The organism is Streptomyces sp. NPDC014882 (assembly GCF_043081325.1).
Lineage (GTDB): Bacteria > Actinomycetota > Actinomycetes > Streptomycetales > Streptomycetaceae > Streptomyces.
The window spans coordinates 238,939-256,472 of sequence record NZ_JBIBWL010000005.1 but is presented as its reverse complement, the minus strand read 5'-3'; the positions used below and the strand labels follow the sequence as shown (position 1 = coordinate 256,472).

Genomic DNA, 17,534 nt, shown 5'->3' with positions numbered 1-17,534 from the left:
GCACCGCCGTGGCGGCACGCACCCCGATTCTTCCTGGCCGGGCCACCGGTTGCGAACCCCGCGACAATCGGGGTGTCTCATTTCATATACGCGCAAGTAGCCACATGCACGGGCGCCCGGCCCGCACGTACGTCCCCGCTCCTCGTACCCACATCCGCATTCGCACCCGCACCCGCACCCGCGTCCGCGTCCGCCGCACGGCCGGGGCGGGGGCGACCGGGACGGCTCAGCGCTGGAGCAGCGCGAACGACGCCCCCTGATTGTCGGTGACGACGGCCACCGTTCCGTACGAGGCGGTGAACGGCCCCGCCTGCACCCGTCCCCCGAGCCGGTTCACCGCGCCGAGCGCCGCCCCGCAGTCGTCGACGCCGAAGTGGACGAGGAAGTGCGGCGGCATGACGTCGGGGAACACGTCCGAGACCGGCGCCCGCCCGAAGTCGGGCTCGGCTCCCGGACCGAACAGGGCCTCGTGGAAGAGATGGCCGTAGAAGGTGTTGGCGGCCCCGGTGTCACGGGCGTACAGCTGCGCCCAGGCGAACGCGCCGGGTCGGTGCCGCACCCCGAAGCCCGGGTGGCTGCCCGCCTGCCACAGGCCGAAGACCGCGCCCTCGGGGTCGGCGGCCAGGGCCGCGACCCCCGCCCCGTCGACCGGCGCCGGCGCGGTCACCACCTGCCCGCCGGCGGTGCGGATGCGGCGCACGGTCGCCTCCGCGTCCGGGGTGGCGAAGGACACCGTCCACACGGTGGGCATCCGGCCGTCCGTCTTGTGGGCGAGGGCGGCGACCGGCTCACCGTCCAGTCGGGCCCACACGGAGGAGCCGTACGCCTCCTCGAAGGCCCACCCGAACAGCTCCCCGTAGAACCGCCTGCCCGCGTCCACGTCGGGGAGCTGCGCGTCCACCCAGCAGGGGACGCCCTCCGCGTACACCGATGCCCTGTTTTCGGCCATACAGCCAACCTAACGGCGCTTCACGCAAGCCGCAGACCAGGCACGCCTTCCTCCGGACCCCCGCGCACCCCATTTGCAGTCGGCCGAATCGCGCTCCCATCACCCCTCGGTAAGCTGACGACATGACAGGACAAGTGCGTACCGTCGACGGCCGCGTGGCCGGTCGGCGCGGGCAGGCGACGCGGCAGAAACTGCTCGACTGCCTCAGCGAGATGCTCAGCTCCTCTCCCTACCGGGACGTCAAGGTCATCGATGTCGCCCGGAAGGCGGGCACTTCGCCCGCGACCTTCTACCAGTACTTTCCGGACGTCGAGGGCGCCGTCCTGGAGATCGCGGAGCAAATGGCCGCCGAGAGCGCCGGGTTGACCGAAGTGCTGGAGGGGCGGTCCTGGGTCGGCAAGGCCGGCTGGCAGACCGCGCAGGAACTCGTCGAGGAGTTCCTGGAGTTCTGGAAGCGCAACGACGCGATCCTGCGCGTCGTCGACCTCGGCGCGGCCGAGGGGGACAAGCGCTTCTACAAGCTCCGCATGAAGATCCTCAACTCGGTGAACAGCTCCCTCTCGGACGCCGTGGCCGAACTCCAGTCCAAGGGCAGGGTCGACAAGGACGTGAACCCGGGCGCGATCGCCGGTTCGCTGGTCGCGATGCTCGCCGCGGTCGCCTCGCACCAGAAGGGTTTCACCGCGTGGGGCGTCAAGCAGGCTGAACTCAAGCCGAACGTCGCCCTGTTGGTGCACCTGGGCATCACGGGCAAGAAGCCGACGAAGTAGCCCGCGGCCGCCGCGGGCCTTCTTTTTCCCCACGTTCCCCACGTTCCGACTTCCACGTCCCCCGCTCCACGTCCCCCGTCCTGTCTGGCAGGCGGCGGTCCGTCCGGTCACCCGGACGGGCCGCCGCCTGTCGCGCTGTACGGGCACCTCGCCCGAGGAGGCCGACGGCGTACGCCGGTCTGCGGCGGCCCGCGCGGTCACCCGGACGTCCGGGGCGGCGATGCCGGGCACCGGGGCGTTCCTGCTGGTCCGGCGGCTGGCCCTCGGCGGCTGAGCCTCGGCGGCGGGCTCCGGCGGCCGGGCCGGAACGGGCGGATCTCGTCGGCCGGGCACGACCGGCCGGGGGTGAGCAGCGGGGACGAGCAGCGGGGGCGGGCACGACCGGCCAGGACGAGCACGCTCGGCCGGGAGGAGCGCGGCCGGCCGGGAGGAGCACGACCGACCGGGAGGAGCACGACCGACCGGTACGGGACACGACCGACCGGTACGGGACACGACCGACCGGTACGGGGCACGACCGCGCATCCCGCCCTGCCCGATACTCGGACCATGGGAACGGATGCCACGGATCTTCACGAGCTGCTGAGGTCGCTGCGGGTGTGGGACCCGGAGGTGACCGAGCTGCCGCCCTTCGATCCGGCGGCGGCCCCCGCCGATCCGCTGGCCCTGTTCACCGGCTGGTTCGCCGAGGCGGTCGCGGCGGGCGAACGGGAGCCGCACACCATGACCCTGTCGACGGCCGACGGGGACGGCCTGCCGGACGCGCGCATCGTGATCCTGCACGGCGCGGACGAGGACGGCTGGTCCTTCGCCACGCACGTGACCAGCCGCAAGGGCGGCCACCTCACGGTCCGTCCGTTCGCGGCCCTCACCTTCTACTGGTCCGCGCTGGGCCGCGAGGTGCGCGTGCGGGGCCCGGTGACGGCCGCCCCGGCCGCGGAGGCCCGGGCGGACCTGCACGCCCGGTCGACGGGGGCCCTGGCCGCCGCCCTCACCGGTCACCAGAGCGAGGACCTGGCCTCGCTGGAGGAGCTGGCGACGGTGTCGTCCGCCGCCTGGGAGCGGGCCCGCGCGGAACCGACCGCCGAGTCCCCCACCTGGACCCTGTACCGGCTCCGCCCGGACGAGGTGGAGTTCTTCCAGGGCGAGGTCCGGCGCCGGCACGTCCGGCTGGTGTACCGGCGGACCGCGGACGGCTGGTCGCGGGGGCTGCTGTGGCCGTGAGGGGCGGGTGTGGGCCGACCGTCACGCGCCAGGAGGCCGGTACCGGACGTTCCCGGCCGCGCGCAGGGCCTCCAGCGTCTCGTCGACGGTCAGCAGGACGGTCGTCTCGAACGAGTCGAGCGCGCCGCCCCCGCTGATCGCCAGCGCGACCGCGGCCATGGACACGTTGTCCGGGGCCTCCCACAGGTTGTAGCCGTCGTGCGTGCCGAAGGCGTACCAGAAGCCGTGGAGCCTCCCGCCCACGGACTCGATGTACGACCGGGCGGCCTGCGCCCGGTCCTCCGGGTGGTCGGTCAGCCGCGCCCAGGTCTGCGGCGTGTAGCTGAACCTCGACAGGTAGAGCGGCATCGTGTCTCCCTTCCGTCCCGTCAAGGGATGCCCCGCGGGGCGGGAGGTGCGCCGGCGCCGGGCGCCGCGTCCCCCGAACGGCGGGGAGAAATCGCCGAGCGCCCGGGGCGCGGCCTCCGGCACCCTGGGACGATGAGCCGCTGGAAGCTCCACGACAACTGGTACGCCGATCTGCCCTCGCTGTCCGTCGAGCAGCTGCGGGAACGCCGGGCGCTCGCCGCCCGGCGGGCCGAGCGGGCGGCGGCACGGGGCGCGGGCCGCAACCCCAAGGCCGCGCGGGAGTGGCGCGGGATGCTCCGCGCGGTCGACGAGGAACTCCTCCGGAGGGGCGTCGACCAGCCCGACCAGGCCGCGTGTCCGTGACGAGGACGGCGGCCAGGGGTGCTCGGGCCGCTCGCTCGGGCACCCACTCCGCAATTCCGGCGAAATACACCAAAGAGACTATTACTTCACTTGTGAGTGCCGTGCGGGCCTCACAAGGAAAAAACGTCCCGATGACCGAGAACACCGGTGTACGACACGGTGGAGCGCCCGGTTCTCACGGCCGGACCTTCATCGCCGATGTGGTGGTGGAGAAGATCGCCGGAATGGCGGCACGCGACGTGCCCGACGTCCACGCCCTCGGCAGCGGTTACGCGGCACGCTCCTCGAACACCAGCGTGTTGTGCCCGTCGGAGACGACGTGCAGGTCCACCGTGACATCCAGCGCTCCCGCCAGCCGGACCAGCAGATCGGCGGTGAGGGGCAGCAGGCCGCCGAGTTCCACGGTCTCCACCTCGTCCTCGGACATCCCGATCCGCAGCCCCAGCGCGGACTGGGTCAGCCCGAGGGCGACACGACGGTCGTAAACCAGTTGTCCCAGCGCATGGGCCAGCCGGATCTGTTCCCGCTCCGCGACCACCTCCGGTGGCTCGGCACCCCCCTCGGCAGTTCTCCGCTCCCGTGACAGCTTCCAGCGGGTGTGGCTCACAGGTCCTCCCGGAACTCACGAGTGAACTCGTCATGCGCGGGGCCATGCTCCGCCTCGCACCGTTCTTTCGCCAGTCTGGCGCGCTTGACCTCTGCTTCCTCCCGCATCCTGGTCTTCCGGAAAACGGTGAGCAGCACGATCCGTCGACGAGGCGCCAGCCAGTACGTGACTCGCGTGGCACATCCGCTCAGTACGAATCGCAGTTCACGCACTCCCTCCCCCAGGTTACGAGAATGCGGCTCCCCGAGCGTCGTCGGCTTCTCAGCGAGAAGGTCGGCTTTCTCCTCGACCTGGCGATAGTGCTGCGCGGACAGGTGCTCGAGCCAGAACCGCACTTCCGGCTCCAACTCGATCACATAGGGTTCGGTCACTCCGCAAACGTAGGAACTCCCGCGAGACACGGCACTCCGTTCACTGTCACCGTCACTCATATGTGCGGTCGCCCGGGAGATACCCGCTCGCCCCCGCGTACGGCAGCACCGCCCACATGCGGGTGCCCGTGCTCGACTCTCGGTCACCGCCGATGCCCCACTCGCCGTGGCAGGCCCGGACCACCCGGTCGAGCACACGGAGGGAGACCCGGCGGCGCAGGTCGCAGGCCGCGCCCAGGCGGGCGTTGGTGTGGCGGGCGTGGCCACGGTGGAGCTCGACTCGGCCCACGGCCCGGAGTTCCTCCACGGGCAGTCCCAACTCGACAAGTACCGAGCCCATCTGGACTGGATGGAATCCGCGTCACTACCGCCCGCAGAGTCGCGCGACTTCATGCGCGGCATCGCGGGCCAACTCTGAGGAGCATCCCGATGGCCGAGATCACCTGGGAAGACCCCTACTGCGCCGAGGGCGCCAACTGCTTCCGCATAGGCACCGATCCCACCGGCAACGCCTACATCGCCGTCGCCGGACGGGAGGACACACCCCTCACCGACACCCGCGAAGCGCTCCGCGCCCTCATCCTGGAGATCAAGGCCGGGAAGGCGGACCACCTGCTGTGAGCGGGGCGCCCGTCGATCACCGGCTCCCTCGCACGGGACGTACGAGGGAGCCGGCTCAGTTCCGTCGCCAGGCGGTCAGCAGTTCCTCCGGCCCGTACGCCGCCTGGAGTCCGGTGCAGCCGACGCCGGCGCGGGAGACCGCGATCAGCGGCACGGGGTCCTCGGTGACGGCCGCCCGGTGCTTGTGCAGCGCGGCGAGATCGTGCCCGTCGAAGGCCGAGTTCTCCAGCCACTTGACCGATCCGAGGAAGAGCAGCCGCTTGGCGACCGGCTGCCGGTCGGCGCCGACCAGATCGATCTCGACGTCGTTGCTGCGGGTCCAGTACCCGCCGATGACCGGGGCGGCCGGGACGTCCCCGTCAGGGAGCAGGCGGGCAAGCGATTCGCGTACGAGCGGCTCGACGGCCCGGCCGCGCCAGCTCGTCCACTGTGCTTCGATCCGGCTCAGGGTCAGGTCGCCGCGCATGCGCTCGATCTCCGCCATGTGCGGACCGAGGAACGCCAGCCAGAAACGCAGGTACGGATCGGCCACCCGGTAACGGCGTTCCCTGGACGGCCTGAGCGAGACCGGCAGTTCGGCCGCGACCACGCGCTTCTCCGTCAGGAGGTCCGTGGCCCGGGTGAGGGTGGTGTGGGCGATTCCGCCGGCCGCCCGGGCGATGTTGGTGAACGTGCGCTCGCCGCTCCCGATCGCACTCAGCACTTCCCGGCTCATCGCGTGGGGCGGGAACTCGGCGGCCATGGAGCGTTCGGCGGAGACGAGGAGGGCCGAGATGGGGTTGTCGAGCGAGGTGCGGAGGAACTCCCACAGCGAGGCGCCCTCCTCCCACTCGGCGCAGACGAGAGGCAGCCCGCCGGTGACCAGGGCCGCGTCGAAGGCCGCCGCCGGTTCCAGACCGAGCATGTCACCGATGTCGGCGGGATCGAGCGGCCCCAGGACCATCTCGCGCCCGCGCTGGTGGAAGGGCCGGTCGTAGCTGTTCAGCGCCTCCATCATCGACAGATCGGAACCGACCAGCAGCAGGAGGACCGGCTTGCGGCCGAGCAGCCGGTCCCATGCCCGCTGCAGCATGCCCTCGAAGGCGTCGATCCGTTCCATGAGGTACGGAACTTCGTCGAACACGACCACGCTGGGGCTGTCGTCGGGCAGGATCTCCGCCAGCAGACGGAACGCGGCGTTCCATTGCGTCGGCGCCTCCTCGGCGAACAGGGAGCGCTCCGGCAGCGTGGAGGAAGCGACCGCGTCGAGCAACTCGGTCAGTTCGTCCTCGGCCGAGCCCCCCGCCGCAGTGAAGAAGAGGTACGGGACATCCGCCCGGCTCAGGAACTCCTCGACCAGGCTCGACTTGCCCACGCGGCGTCGTCCCCGCAGCAGGACGCATTCACCGGCCTGCCGGGAGCCGCCGCCTCCCCCGGCGGTCTTCCGGAGCGCCGCGTCCAGCACCCGCAGCTCCCGCTCCCGCCCGATGAATCGACGCATGCCACAGACTCCGTCCAGAGATACTATCTCCAGCAATACTATCTCTGATGTAACCATTCGACCGGCAGGACGGGGACGGGCCCCGGGGCACGCCGTCGCGGCCGCGGAAGGCACCGTCCTCGGCGCGTACCGCGCCGCCGTCGCGGCGCGTCAGCCGAGCCCGGCTGCCGGATCGGGGTCCGTCCCGAGGCGGGCGTGGCCGTGCACGTCCCGCCGGGCGTCCCGGCGGCCCGCCTCCCACATCGCGCCGCGCACGTCCTCGGCGACGACGTGAACCACCTCTCCTACCGGGACCAGGGCCACGGCGCGAACACCGACCCGGGCGACTTCATCCGGTGGATCGCCGAGGTGAGACGGGACACGAGACGAACGGGAAGCAGCACCCTCCCGGCGGCCTCCGCCGAGCCGCTCCCGGGCGGCGGCGCCCGCTTCCCGCCTTCCCGCCTCCCGCCTTCCCGTCACAAGGACCGACGCCGCCCACGCGACGCCGGACCCCGCGCACCGGGGTCCGGCGTCGCGGCATCTCCACAACCGGGTGACCCGCGTCACCGTCCGCGCACACCACTCGTACAGGCGTGATCGATCCGCAACCAATTCCGGTCTTGACCGAGACCCATCAATGCCGCGCATGATTACGCTCGCGCTCATGGAAGACTCCGCACCGCAGCCGAACCCCTCCGCGGCCGGCGCCGCGCACGCCGCCGACCGCCCGGTCTACGTCATCGGCGGCGGCCCCGGCGGCCTCGCCGCCGCGTACGCGCTGCGCGCCCGGGGGGTCCGCGCCGTCGTGGTGGAGAGGTCCGACCGGGTCGGCGCGTCCTGGCGGCGGCACTACGACCGGCTGCGCCTGCACACCACCCGGCGCGGCTCGGCCCTGCCCGGCCTGCCGATGCCCCGCCGCTTCGGGCGGTGGCCGGCCCGCGACGACGTGGTGCGGTACCTGGAGAAGTACGCCGAGCACCACGAGCTGGAGATCGTCACCGGCGTCGAGGTGTCCCGCGTCGAGCGGACCCCCGACGGCACGGGCTGGCTGCTGCACGCCTCCGGGGGGCGCGAGCTGACCGGCGCGGCGGTCGTCGTGGCCACCGGCCACAACCACACCCCGTCGCTGCCCGACTGGCCCGGCCGCGACACGTTCACCGGCGAGCTGGTCCACGCGTCCGCCTACCGCGACGGCACCCCCTACGCGGGCCGGGACGTCCTCGTCGTCGGCGCCGGCAACACCGGTGCCGAGATCGCCGTCGACCTGGTGGAGAGCGGCGCCGGGCGGGTACGGCTGGCCGTGCGCACGGTCCCGCACATCGTGCGCCGCTCGACCGCCGGCTGGCCGGCCCAGTACAGCGGCATCCTCGTACGGCGGCTGCCCGTCGGGCTCGTCGACCGCGCCGGCCGGGCACTGGCCCGGGTCAGCGTGCCGGACCTGTCGGCGCGGGGGCTGCCGCGTCCGGACACCGGGCTCTACACCCGCGTCCGCGAAGGGGCGATCCCGGTGCAGGACGTCGGCCTGATCGACGCGGTGCGCACGGGGAAGGTCGAGGTCGTGGCCGCGGTGGAGGGGTTCGAGGACGGCGAGGTCGTCCTCGCCGACGGCGCCCGCGTCCGGCCGGACGCCGTGATCGCCGCGACCGGCTACGTCCGCGCCCTGGAGGGCCTGGTCGGCCACCTCGGCGTCCTCGACGCCCGCGGCAGACCGACCGCCCACGGGCCCCGCACCCCGGCCGCCGCCCCCGGCCTCTACTTCACCGGTTTCACCAACCCCATCAGCGGCAGCCTCCGCGAACTCTCCCGCGACGCGGAACGCATAGCGAAGGCGGTGCACCGCCGGCTGGGCCGGGGCTGAGGGGCCGCCCGCCGCGGGGCGGCCCGTCGGGTCGTCGCGGACCCGTCAGGCCGTTCGCGGACCCGTCAGGCCGTCGCAGGCGTGAGGGGAGCCGCCGTGGGCCTGCGCCGGATCACCAGCGCCATCAGCGCCGCCGCCGCGCACAGCGCTCCCGAGGCGTACCAGACCACGTCGTAGGAGCCGAAGGCGTCGCGGGCCACGCCGCCGAGGAAGGCGACCAGGGCCGCGCCCACCTGGTGGGAGGCCAGGACCCAGCCGAAGACGATGGCGCTGTCCTCGCCGTAGTGCTCGCGGCACAGGGCCAGGGTGGGCGGGACGGTGGCGACCCAGTCGAGGCCGTAGAAGACGATGAAGAAGACCATCGGCGGGTGGACCGTCGGGGCCAGCAGGATCGGCAGGAACAGGAGCGAGACGCCGCGGAGCGCGTAGTACACCGCCAGCAGCCGGCGCGGTTCGAAGCGGTCCGTGAACCAGCCGGAGGCGATCGTGCCGACCACATCGAACACGCCGATCACCGCGAGCAGGGAGGCCGCCGCCGTGACGGGCATGTGGTGGTCGTGGGCGGCCGGCACGAAGTGGGTCTGGACCAGGCCGTTCGTGGAGGCGCCGCAGATCGCGAAGGTCCCGGCCAGCAGCCAGAACGGGCCGGTGCGCAGCGCCGAGAACAGGACCGTGACCGCGCGCCGCGCCGCGCCCGGCACCGGGGCCGGCTTGGGGACGAACTCCTTCGCCCCGTACGGCTTCCGGCCCACGTCCGCCGGGTGGTCGCGCAGCAGCAGCCAGACGAAGGGGACGACCGCGAGGGCGGCGAGCGCGACCGTCACCGCCGCCGGGCGCCAGTCGTACCGCGTGATCATCCAGGACAGCAGCGGCAGGAAGACCAGCTGGCCGGAGGCGGAGGCCGCGGTGAGGATGCCGCTGACCAGGCCCCGGCGCTCGGTGAACCAGCGGTTGGTGACCGTCGCGGCGAAGGCGAGGGCCATCGAGCCCGAGCCGAGACCCACCAGCAGGCCCCAGCACAGCATCAGTTGCCAGGCCGCCGTCATCCACACCGTCAGGCCGGAGCCGAGCGCGATCACGGTCAGCGCGACGGCCACCACCCGGCGGATGCCGAACCGGTCCATCAGCGCCGCGGCGAAGGGCGCGGTGAGTCCGTAGAGGGCGAGGTTGACCGACACGGCCGCGCCGATCGTGCCGCGCGACCAGCCGAAGTCCTCGTTCAGCGGGTCGATGAGCAGGCCGGGCAGGGAGCGGAAGGCCGCCGCGCCGATGATCGTGACGAAGGTGACGGCGGCGACGAACCACGCCCGGTGAACGCGCGGCCGCCGCCCGCCGGCCCGGGGATCCCCGCCGGCGGAGTCCCCCGCCGCCCCGGGGACGCCCGCGTCCGGCACGCCGGTGGCCCCGGTCCCGGTCGCCTCGGTCCCCTTCGCTCCGGTCCCCTTCGCTCCGGTCCCGGTCACCTCGGTCCCCTCGGCCTCGGCCCCGGTCCCGGTCGCTCCGGCCCCGCTCGCCCCGGCCTCCGTCATGTCTGTCTGCGTCACGCCATAGAGCTTCGGGTCCGCGACCGCCCGGAGCGAGTGGCCCGAAGGCCGTTGTTCGCTAGGATCGGGCCATGGGCCCTTCCCCCGGCTTCCGCCCGCACCGCGTCGTCGTCCTCGCCCTCGACGGCCTGCTCCCCTTCGAGCTGGGCATCCCGCACCGCATCTTCGGCCGCCCCAAGGACTCCGGCGGGCGGCACCTGTACGAGGTCGTCACCTGCTCGGTCCGGCCGCCGGGGCCGGTCGAGACGGACGCCGACTTCGCCATCGAGGTCGCGCACGGCCCGGAGGCGCTGGCCACCGCCGACACCGTGATCGTCCCGGCGTCGTACGAACTCGGCCCGGTCTTCGAGGAGGGCGTCCTGACCGACGACCTCGCCGCCGCGCTCGCCCTCGTCCGCCCCGGCACCCGCCTCGCCTCCATCTGCACCGGCGTGTACGTCCTGGCCGCCGCCGGTCTCCTCGACGGCCGCCCCGCGACCACGCACTGGGCCGACGCCGCCCGGCTCCAGCGCCTGTTCCCCCGCGTCAGGGTCGACCCCGACGTCCTCTTCATCGACGACGGCGACGTCCTGACCTCGGCGGGCGTCGCCGCCGGGATCGACCTGTGCCTGCACATGGTGCGCCGCGACCACGGCACGGCCGTCGCCAACGAGGTCGCCCGCCGTACGGTCGTACCGCCGCACCGCGACGGCGGGCAGGCGCAGTACATCGAGCGGCCGGTGCCCGACCCGCAGCTGTCCGGGACGACCGCGGCGCGCGCGTGGGCGCTCGACCGCCTCCACGAGCCCATCCAGCTGCGGGACATGGCCGCCCGCGAGGCCATGTCGGTACGGACGTTCACCCGCCGCTTCCGCGAGGAGGTCGGGGTCAGTCCCGGCCAGTGGCTCACCCGGCAGCGCGTCGAACGCGCCCGGCACCTACTGGAGTCCACCGGCCTCTCCGTCGACCGGGTCGCCCGGGACGCCGGCTTCGGCACCGCCCAGTCGATGCGCCAGCACCTGCAGGCGGCGCTCGGGGTGACCCCGACGGCGTACCGGCGGACGTTCCGGACGGAGAACGGCGCGGAGAGCGGCGCAGAGCACGGCGCGGAGAGCGGCACCGTCGAAGTGGCCGGAGGGTGAGGACGCCCGTGGCGGCGGTCCGGGGTCCCTGGGGTCAACCACCCCGGGACGCATGCCGGATGGCGGCGCGCCTCCCCCGCCCGGCCGCGTTCGACCGCGGTCGGGCGGGAGGTGCCCCCGTGCCGCCCCGAGCACGGCACCGCGCGCCACCGTCCGACTCGGCGTACCCGCCCCGGTCTCCCCGGCCCTGAGGGACCCGACGCCGAATCACGACCCACACTCGGCGAGGGCTCCCGTCACCGGACCCCTCGTCGTCCCCTCACGGCGAATCGCTGCCCACAAGCGTGATCAAACGGACACCTGCCGTCAACACCCGATCGGCGATTTGTGACTTACATCCCTTTTGAACTGGGCGCGCACGGAAGCACGTCCGGGCGCACCACCGCCCGCCCCGGCCGGACCGACAGCGCTTTCTGCGCCCGTGCACCGGGCCCCGCGCACCGTTCGGCTCCGGACGCGCCCGTGCACCGTCGCCGTACGCCCGCTCACACGGCTTCGTACGCGAATCCCCCGTAGGCCGGCGAGCGGAAGGCGCCGGCCCCGTCCCCGGCCGCACCGCCGCGGTCCGCCACGCCGCCGCGGTCCGCGGCGCTCGCGCGGTCGGCGTCCTCCAGGACCCGCGCGCAGCGGTCGACTTCGCACCAGATGCGCTTGCCGGGGCCCTCGACGCTCCAGCCCCAGCGGTCGGCGAGGCCGTCCACGAGGGCCAGTCCGCGGCCGCCCGTCGCCTCGTCGCCCACGCAGCGGGGCACGGGCGCCCGGCTGCTGCTGTCGGCCACCTCCAGCCGGACGGTGGTCCGGCCCGCCTCGACACCGGGCAGCGAGAGCCGCAGCACGGCCGGACGGCCGGTGTGCACCACGGCGTTGGTGACCAGCTCGGAGACGAGCAGGATCAGCGTCTCGGCGAGCGGCTCGTCGGCCCCTATCCCGGACCCGGCGAGACGCGAACGGGCCCATCGCCTGGCGCGACCCACCTCAGCGGGGTCGGGCCGGATCTCCAGCTGCACTTGAAGCACCTGCACCGCTCACACCATCCGAACCGGCGGACACATGGCCGCGCGCCACGTGAGCCACGCAAGCCACGCGAGCACCATGACGACGGGGGCCACGATCGTAGCCATTTTCCGCATGGCCAGAACAACGGCCAGAGGCGGAGTGACGGAACGTGATTCCCTTACGAGACAGCTTGGTTGACATACAGTCACCTCAACAAGCGCTTCGGGCATATTCCAGCGCGAAGGAGTACGCGTGCGGCATACTGTGCGACGCTTGTCGCGGCGAGTCGAACAGGCCGCGCCCCCGCGCCCGTCCGGCCTGCGAGCAGGCGCGCGCACCGCCGGATCCGGCACTGCCCCGGGGGCACCACCGGCACGGCTCGCGCTCGCAGCCACTCGCATCCCACAGAAGGTACCGGAGCGACCCCCCGACTCCAGCCCGTGACGGGTCACGCCTCGGCCACAACCGCTACTCACGTTCCGTGACCGCCCCGTGCCACGATCGGTGACACAGCCCCCGGCCGACGCCCGTCGCCGCAGGCCGAGGCCCCTGAAAGCCCTCCAGGACAGCAGGTCGCCACCACCGGACCCTCACTCTGCGTACCGGATCCCTCACTTCGCGCACCCGGCCGGTCCCGCTCCGGCGGCGGGTCGCGCGCAGCCGTCCGACGGACCGGAGGACTCCGATCGGCCGACCGAACTGCTCGCGCGCCCGGGCGTGTTGCACGGTCGCGGAGGAAAGGGCGGCGGGGAGGCCGGCGACGGGTCCGGGCGGAGCCCCGCGGCGTCGCCCCTCAACCCGCCGAACGGGACGGGCGGGTGGGACGGGAGAGGACGGGGTCCGGGGCGCGGCCCCGCGGCGGCCGCCTACTCCGGCACGGTGAAGTAGCGGGCGAAGGCCGGCACGACCTCCGCCTCCCCCACCTTCCCGTCCGCGTCGCCGTCCAGCACACCCGCGGCCCCCCGGGCCACGTCCTCACCGGCACCGAGCGCCCTCAGCACCCGCACCGTGTCGTCGACCGTGGCCCGCCCGTCCCCGTCACCGTCCGCGACGGCGAGCGCCGCGTGCAGGAACGGCCGGGCGATCTCGGCGAACCGCTCGGGATTGTCACGGAGCCGTTTGACCGCCCCGCCCACGAACTCGTCGCGGGTGATGCGCTGGTCCCCGTCGCGGTCGGCGATCCCGGCCATGCCCTGCCAGAACGCCTCGGCGCCGGCGTACAGCGCCTGCCCCTTGTCGGACCGGGCCGGCACTCCGAACTCGGCGAGCACGGCCTTCGCGGCGGAGGCGAAGTCCTCGCGGTCGATGTAGCCGTTGCCGTCCTGGTCGAAGGTGGCGAACCGGTCGGCGATCCTGCGTTCGTACTCGCTGCTCACCATGTCTGTGGACCGCCTCACGTCGTCGCGTCGGGTGGGGGTGGACTCTCCGCGGGGAGCGTACGACGCCGGCGCCCCGGGGTGGAGCCGGACCCCGGGCCCTGTCGTCACCTTCCCGTCCGCCCCGCGGCGCCCCGCGGCGCCCCGCACGCGCCCCGCACGCGCCCCGCACGCGCCCCGGAGGGGCCCATCCACCGGACCGGGCCCGCCCCCCGGGCCGACACACCTAGGCGGACAGCGGCTCGGTCCCGTCCACGGCGTCGGCGACGTCGCCGTACACGTCGAACAGCCGGCGTACCCCCAGCGCGCCGAGGACCCGGTTGACGTGGGAGTCCTCGACCGCTCCGCGCGCCGGCAGGATCAGCCGCAGACGGCCCCGGCAGGAGCGGATCAGCCGCCGGGAGGCGATGAGGACGCCGACTCCGCTGGAGTCGCAGAAATGCACCTCGGAGAGGTCCAGGACGAGGCTGTGGCGGCCCTCGGCCACTTCGTCGTGCACCCGTTGGCGCAGCAACGGGGAGGTCACCAGGTCCAGTTCGCCCGACACACGGAGCACGGCCCATCCGCCCCGTTCGCCGACGGTCACTTTGAAAGCCACCCACACGCCCTTCGTCCGCCCGAACGGAAGCTGTCCCTTCGCTTCCTCGCAGCGCGGCTGCCCAGCGGCCGTTCCCCGAAACTGCGAGCAAAAAACAACCAATTCAAGAAAGAGGCTTGTTCTGATCGCCACAGGTCCTGTTCGATCCCCTCAAGACCGGACTCAACCAGTCCTGATCCAGACTTGATTCAATCTGTTCCCGTCTGATCGGTGGCAAGTCGGGTAGGCGCGCCCAGAGCATGCCTTTACCACCCTCGACGCGCAGGGGGGCGCACATTGCACCAAAGGGGCGTGCGTCCTCGGACGTGCCGACTACATTCGGCAGGACGATGCACGCAGGCTGGACAGGGAAAGGTCCCGGCGGGGGCGCCGGGCACGGGCAGGGCTGAGGGGGCCGCATGGCGAAGAAGGACGCACCGCCCCGCTGGGACCGCACGATGCAGCAGCGCCTCGCGCGCGGGGAGGCCGCCGCCCTCGGCGAGCTGTACGACCGGTTCGCCTCGCTGGTGCACGGTCTGGCCCACCGCGTGCTGGGGGACGAGCGGGCCGCCGACGACGTCACGCACGAGGTCTTCGCGCACGTGTGGGAGCACCCGGACTCCTACGACCCCCGGGACGGCTCCCTGCGCACCTGGGTCGCCGCCCTGACCCGCCGCCTGGCGGTGCGGCGGCTGCGCGCCACGGAGGCCGCGGCGCTCGCGCCGGACGGCTCCGGCAGCGCCGGGGAACGCGCCGAGGCGCTGGAGGACAAGGTGCGGCACGCCTCGGTCGCCGCCCGCGCCGACTACATCGTCCAGTCGATGCCGGCCCCGCTGCGCGCCGCCCTGGAACTGGCGTACTTCCAGCGCCGCGACTACCGCCAGACCGCCGCCGACCTCGGCGTCACCGAGGACGAGGCGCGCCGGCGCCTCCGCCTCGGCCTGCAGCTGCTCTCCACGGCCCACGACGCCGCCGCCCCCGGCGCGCCGCCCGGACACTACGGGGGTGCGGCGTGACCGAGGACCGGTGCCCCGCCGCTCCGGCGCCGCCGCGCCTGGAACACCCGGTGCTCAAGGCCCTGTTGGGCGCCTGGGCACTGGCCGCCTGCTCGGCCGGGGAGACCGCCGCCGTCGAGGAGCACCTCGGCGACTGCGGGGCCTGTGCCGACGAGGCCCGGCGGCTGCGCGAGGCGGTCGGCCTGCTCCAGCGTCCCGACAGCCTCGACCTGGATCCGGGCCTGCGCACCCGCGTCCTGGAGGGCTGCCTGGACCGGCGCCCGCCACGCGTCCCGGTGCCCGGCTGGGCGGCGGCGTACGACGCGGAGACCGCCCGGCTCGACGCCCTGCTCCAGGACTTCGGGGACGCGGAGTGGCACGCGCCCGTGCGGTTGCGCTGGTTCCGCGGCCAGGACCCCACCAGCCGCCGTACGACCGTCGCCGGGGTCATCGCCCACCTGCTCGCGGTGGACGGGCTGGTCGCCGTCGCCCTGGGCCTCGACGATCCGCTGGGCCCGGTCACCGGCACCACCGCGGGCAAGCCGGCCGGCACGCCCGCGGAGCGGACGGAGGCGTTCTGGGAGGCCTCGCGCTTCCCGCCGACCCGGTCCGTGCGCGGCCCCTGGCGGGACCAGGCCCACGCGGTCGTGCGCACGGTGTCCTTCGGCGACGGGGGCGCCTCCCGCACGGGCGGAGCCGGGCCGGGCGAGGACCCCGCCGCCACCGCGGTGTCGTACGGCGACTTCGAACTGCCCCTGCGGGACGCGCTGGTGGACCGGGCCTTCGAATGCTGGGTGCACGCCGTGGACATCGCCGAGGCCGTCGACTACCCCTACGACCCGCCCGCGCCGCGCCACCTGCGCGGCATGGTCGGCCTGGCCGCCCGGATGCTGCCGTCCGTCCTCGCCGCACGCCGCCGCGCGGGACTGGCCGGGCCGGGCGACCACCGGCACCTGGTGACCGCCGGCCGTCCCGGCCGCAGCCTGCGGCTGGAGATCGAGGGGCGGGGCGGCGGCGAGTGGTTCATCCCGCTCGACTCCCCGGCCGCGGTGGGCTCCGCCGACCACGAGGTGGCCCATGTCGCCCTGGACGACGTGGAGTTCTGCCGGCTCGCGGCGGGCCACGTCTCCCCGGAGGAGGCGGCGGCCGGCCAGTCGGGCGACCGGACGGCCATCCGCGACGTCCTGTCCGCGGCGGCGTCCCTGAGCCGGATGTAGCCGAACACAGGCGAACGCAGACGAACCCAGACGGACCCAGACGGACCCAGCCGGACGGCGCCGGTCGGCCGCCGGACGCCGCCGGGTGCGGGGGCCGTCCGGTACGGCGGCGGAGTGCGCCCGCGGGAGCCCCGGGCGCCGGGGCCGCGCCGGTCTACGCGAAGACGACCGTCCGCCGCCCGTTCAGCAGGATCCGGCGCTCCGCGTGCCACTTCACGGCCCGCGCCAGCGCCTGGCACTCCACGTCCCGCCCGACGGCCACGAGCTGGTCCGGCGTGACGTCGTGCCCGACCCGCTCGACCTCCTGCTCGATAATCGGCCCCTCGTCGAGGTCGGCCGTCACGTAGTGGGCCGTCGCGCCGATCAGCTTCACGCCCCGCGCGTGCGCCTGGTGGTACGGCTTCGCGCCCTTGAAGCTCGGCAGGAACGAGTGGTGGATGTTGATGATCCTGCCGCTGAGCTGCTTGCACAGGTCGTCCGACAGGACCTGCATGTAGCGGGCCAGCACGACCAGCTCGACGCCCTCGGCGCGGACGATCTCCAGCAGCCGCGCCTCCGCCTCGGCCTTGTTCTCCCTCGTCACCGCGATGTGGTGGAAGGGGATGCCGTACGAACCCACCAGTTCGGCGAAGTCGGTGTGGTTGGACACCACGGCCGCGATCTCCACCGGCAGCGCGCCGGTCCGGGCGCGGAACAGCAGGTCGTTCAGGCAGTGGCCGAACCTGCTGACCATCAGGACGACGCGCATCTTCTCGTCGGCCCGGTTGATCTGCCAGTCCATGTGGAAGGAGTCGCCGATCGCCGCGAAGCTCGCCCGCAGCTTGTCCACGGTCACCGGCGACTCCGCCGAGAAGTGGACGCGCATGAAGAACAGTCCCGTGTCGTGGTCGCCGAACTGCTGGCTGTCCTCGATGTTGCAGCCGGTCATGAACAGGTAGCTGGACACGGCGTGCACGATGCCCTGCTTGTCGGGGCAGGACAGCGTGAGGACGTACTGGTCGGCGAGGGTCGCCGTGGGGCGGGTGGACTGCTCACTCATGCAGCACAGGGTCTCATGACGGGCCGCGCCCGCAGGAAATCCGTCCGCAGGGCGGGATCCCGCCCGCCACGCCGCCCGTGACGCGCGCCCGCCACG

At 73.5% G+C, this 17,534-nt stretch carries 20 protein-coding genes and 1 pseudogene; 9 read left to right on the top strand and 12 right to left on the bottom strand.

What is annotated here, in order from left to right; genetic code table 11:
• Positions 1–226 precede the first annotated feature (226 nt).
• Positions 227–949 carry a VOC family protein gene (locus ACF09K_RS14775; protein WP_392243569.1) on the bottom strand — a complete coding sequence of 241 codons (723 nt, stop codon included), beginning with the start codon at positions 947–949 and terminating at the stop codon, positions 227–229.
• Positions 950–1,083: 134 nt separating this feature from the next.
• Here ACF09K_RS14775 and ACF09K_RS14770 point away from each other — a divergent pair, with 134 nt between their 5' ends.
• Positions 1,084–1,719, top strand: a complete 636-nt coding sequence (locus ACF09K_RS14770) for a TetR family transcriptional regulator (RefSeq protein WP_392243937.1) — start codon at positions 1,084–1,086, stop codon at positions 1,717–1,719.
• Between the two features lie 549 nt (positions 1,720–2,268).
• On the top strand, positions 2,269–2,943 hold the full coding sequence (locus ACF09K_RS14765) for a pyridoxal 5'-phosphate synthase (protein WP_392243568.1): 675 nt from the start codon (positions 2,269–2,271) through the stop codon (positions 2,941–2,943).
• Between the two features lie 21 nt (positions 2,944–2,964).
• Here the strand turns inward: ACF09K_RS14765 and ACF09K_RS14760 are convergent, their stop codons facing one another.
• Positions 2,965–3,291: a GYD domain-containing protein gene (locus tag ACF09K_RS14760; protein ID WP_392243567.1), complete on the bottom strand. Its 327-nt coding sequence runs from the start codon at positions 3,289–3,291 to the stop codon at positions 2,965–2,967.
• 132 nt (positions 3,292–3,423) lie between these two features.
• Between ACF09K_RS14760 and ACF09K_RS14755 the strand changes: the two genes are divergently transcribed.
• Positions 3,424–3,654 carry a hypothetical protein gene (locus ACF09K_RS14755; RefSeq protein WP_392243566.1) on the top strand — a complete coding sequence of 77 codons (231 nt, stop codon included), beginning with the start codon at positions 3,424–3,426 and terminating at the stop codon, positions 3,652–3,654.
• A 131-nt stretch (positions 3,655–3,785) separates the two neighbouring features.
• Positions 3,786–3,923, top strand: a pseudogene (locus tag ACF09K_RS14750) (Asp23/Gls24 family envelope stress response protein); the annotation flags it as partial.
• Here the strand turns inward: ACF09K_RS14750 and ACF09K_RS14745 are convergent.
• The 3 genes from ACF09K_RS14745 to ACF09K_RS14735 are packed head-to-tail and all read right to left on the bottom strand — an operon-like array spanning position 3,923 to position 4,972.
• Positions 3,923–4,261: a helix-turn-helix domain-containing protein gene (locus ACF09K_RS14745; RefSeq protein ID WP_392243955.1), complete on the bottom strand. Its 339-nt coding sequence runs from the start codon at positions 4,259–4,261 to the stop codon at positions 3,923–3,925. The pseudogene ACF09K_RS14750 and the gene ACF09K_RS14745 overlap by 1 nt on opposite strands.
• Positions 4,258–4,632: a type II toxin-antitoxin system RelE/ParE family toxin gene (locus tag ACF09K_RS14740; RefSeq protein WP_392243564.1), complete on the bottom strand. Its 375-nt coding sequence runs from the start codon at positions 4,630–4,632 to the stop codon at positions 4,258–4,260. The genes ACF09K_RS14745 and ACF09K_RS14740 overlap by 4 nt, the downstream gene beginning before the upstream one ends.
• Before the next feature lie 52 nt (positions 4,633–4,684).
• Entirely contained in the window at positions 4,685–4,972 is a 288-nt protein-coding gene (locus ACF09K_RS14735) for a hypothetical protein (protein ID WP_392243562.1), read from the bottom strand.
• A gap of 89 nt (positions 4,973–5,061) precedes the next feature.
• Here ACF09K_RS14735 and ACF09K_RS14730 point away from each other — a divergent pair, with 89 nt between their 5' ends.
• The gene (locus ACF09K_RS14730) at positions 5,062–5,253 is read left to right on the top strand and encodes a hypothetical protein (RefSeq protein WP_392243560.1); all 192 of its coding nucleotides are present in this window, start codon (positions 5,062–5,064) and stop codon (positions 5,251–5,253) included.
• Positions 5,254–5,308: 55 nt separating this feature from the next.
• Here the strand turns inward: ACF09K_RS14730 and ACF09K_RS14725 are convergent, their stop codons facing one another.
• Together ACF09K_RS14725 and ACF09K_RS14720 are read right to left on the bottom strand one after the other, a co-directional pair.
• Positions 5,309–6,733: an ATP-binding protein gene (locus ACF09K_RS14725; protein ID WP_392243558.1), complete on the bottom strand. Its 1,425-nt coding sequence runs from the start codon at positions 6,731–6,733 to the stop codon at positions 5,309–5,311.
• A 150-nt stretch (positions 6,734–6,883) separates the two neighbouring features.
• On the bottom strand, positions 6,884–7,012 hold the full coding sequence (locus ACF09K_RS14720; protein ID WP_392243556.1) for a hypothetical protein: 129 nt from the start codon (positions 7,010–7,012) through the stop codon (positions 6,884–6,886).
• A gap of 367 nt (positions 7,013–7,379) precedes the next feature.
• On the opposite strand from ACF09K_RS14720, the gene ACF09K_RS14715 reads away from it, so the two are divergent.
• Complete coding sequence (locus tag ACF09K_RS14715) at positions 7,380–8,573, top strand: flavin-containing monooxygenase (protein WP_392243555.1); 1,194 nt, start codon at positions 7,380–7,382, stop codon at positions 8,571–8,573.
• A 65-nt stretch (positions 8,574–8,638) separates the two neighbouring features.
• On the opposite strand, the gene ACF09K_RS14710 is transcribed toward ACF09K_RS14715, so the two are convergent.
• Positions 8,639–10,117, bottom strand: coding sequence for an MFS transporter (locus ACF09K_RS14710; protein WP_392243554.1), 1,479 nt, complete (start codon positions 10,115–10,117; stop codon positions 8,639–8,641).
• 71 nt (positions 10,118–10,188) lie between these two features.
• Between ACF09K_RS14710 and ACF09K_RS14705 the strand changes: the two genes are divergently transcribed.
• A complete protein-coding gene (locus tag ACF09K_RS14705) occupies positions 10,189–11,238 on the top strand; it encodes a GlxA family transcriptional regulator (RefSeq protein WP_392243553.1) in 1,050 nt (349 codons plus the stop codon).
• Between the two features lie 485 nt (positions 11,239–11,723).
• Here the strand turns inward: ACF09K_RS14705 and ACF09K_RS14700 are convergent, their stop codons facing one another.
• The 3 genes from ACF09K_RS14700 to ACF09K_RS14690 all read right to left on the bottom strand — a co-directional run bounded on the left by ACF09K_RS14700 (position 11,724) and on the right by ACF09K_RS14690 (position 14,214).
• Positions 11,724–12,245 carry an ATP-binding protein gene (locus ACF09K_RS14700; protein WP_392243936.1) on the bottom strand — a complete coding sequence of 174 codons (522 nt, stop codon included), beginning with the start codon at positions 12,243–12,245 and terminating at the stop codon, positions 11,724–11,726.
• 855 nt (positions 12,246–13,100) lie between these two features.
• Complete coding sequence (locus tag ACF09K_RS14695; RefSeq protein WP_392243552.1) at positions 13,101–13,613, bottom strand: EF-hand domain-containing protein; 513 nt, start codon at positions 13,611–13,613, stop codon at positions 13,101–13,103.
• A 223-nt stretch (positions 13,614–13,836) separates the two neighbouring features.
• Complete coding sequence (locus tag ACF09K_RS14690; protein WP_392243550.1) at positions 13,837–14,214, bottom strand: STAS domain-containing protein; 378 nt, start codon at positions 14,212–14,214, stop codon at positions 13,837–13,839.
• Between the two features lie 392 nt (positions 14,215–14,606).
• Between ACF09K_RS14690 and ACF09K_RS14685 the strand changes: the two genes are divergently transcribed.
• Positions 14,607–15,203 carry a sigma-70 family RNA polymerase sigma factor gene (locus tag ACF09K_RS14685; protein WP_392243548.1) on the top strand — a complete coding sequence of 199 codons (597 nt, stop codon included), beginning with the start codon at positions 14,607–14,609 and terminating at the stop codon, positions 15,201–15,203.
• Positions 15,200–16,399 (top strand): zf-HC2 domain-containing protein, encoded by a 1,200-nt coding sequence (locus ACF09K_RS14680; RefSeq protein WP_392243546.1) that lies wholly within the window; start codon positions 15,200–15,202, stop codon positions 16,397–16,399. The genes ACF09K_RS14685 and ACF09K_RS14680 overlap by 4 nt, the downstream gene beginning before the upstream one ends.
• Before the next feature lie 154 nt (positions 16,400–16,553).
• On the opposite strand, the gene purU is transcribed toward ACF09K_RS14680, so the two are convergent.
• The gene (gene purU / locus ACF09K_RS14675) at positions 16,554–17,438 is read right to left on the bottom strand and encodes a formyltetrahydrofolate deformylase (protein ID WP_392243545.1); all 885 of its coding nucleotides are present in this window, start codon (positions 17,436–17,438) and stop codon (positions 16,554–16,556) included.
• Between the last annotated feature and the right edge of the window lie 96 nt (positions 17,439–17,534).

Bases quoted from the DNA above. Each gene is read 5' to 3' on its own strand.
- purU (WP_392243545.1), bottom strand. From the start codon at position 17,438: ATGAGTGAGCAGTCCACCCGCCCCACGGCGACCCTCGCCGACCAGTAC.
- ACF09K_RS14695 (WP_392243552.1), bottom strand. From the start codon at position 13,613: ATGGTGAGCAGCGAGTACGAACGCAGGATCGCCGACCGGTTCGCCACC.
- ACF09K_RS14735 (WP_392243562.1), bottom strand. From the start codon at position 4,972: ATGGGCTCGGTACTTGTCGAGTTGGGACTGCCCGTGGAGGAACTCCGG.
- ACF09K_RS14760 (WP_392243567.1), bottom strand. From the start codon at position 3,291: ATGCCGCTCTACCTGTCGAGGTTCAGCTACACGCCGCAGACCTGGGCG.
- ACF09K_RS14775 (WP_392243569.1), bottom strand. From the start codon at position 949: ATGGCCGAAAACAGGGCATCGGTGTACGCGGAGGGCGTCCCCTGCTGG.
- ACF09K_RS14685 (WP_392243548.1), top strand. From the start codon at position 14,607: ATGGCGAAGAAGGACGCACCGCCCCGCTGGGACCGCACGATGCAGCAG.
- ACF09K_RS14755 (WP_392243566.1), top strand. From the start codon at position 3,424: ATGAGCCGCTGGAAGCTCCACGACAACTGGTACGCCGATCTGCCCTCG.
- ACF09K_RS14715 (WP_392243555.1), top strand. From the start codon at position 7,380: ATGGAAGACTCCGCACCGCAGCCGAACCCCTCCGCGGCCGGCGCCGCG.
- ACF09K_RS14765 (WP_392243568.1), top strand. From the start codon at position 2,269: ATGGGAACGGATGCCACGGATCTTCACGAGCTGCTGAGGTCGCTGCGG.
- ACF09K_RS14725 (WP_392243558.1), bottom strand. From the start codon at position 6,733: ATGCGTCGATTCATCGGGCGGGAGCGGGAGCTGCGGGTGCTGGACGCG.
- ACF09K_RS14705 (WP_392243553.1), top strand. From the start codon at position 10,189: ATGGGCCCTTCCCCCGGCTTCCGCCCGCACCGCGTCGTCGTCCTCGCC.
- ACF09K_RS14730 (WP_392243560.1), top strand. From the start codon at position 5,062: ATGGCCGAGATCACCTGGGAAGACCCCTACTGCGCCGAGGGCGCCAAC.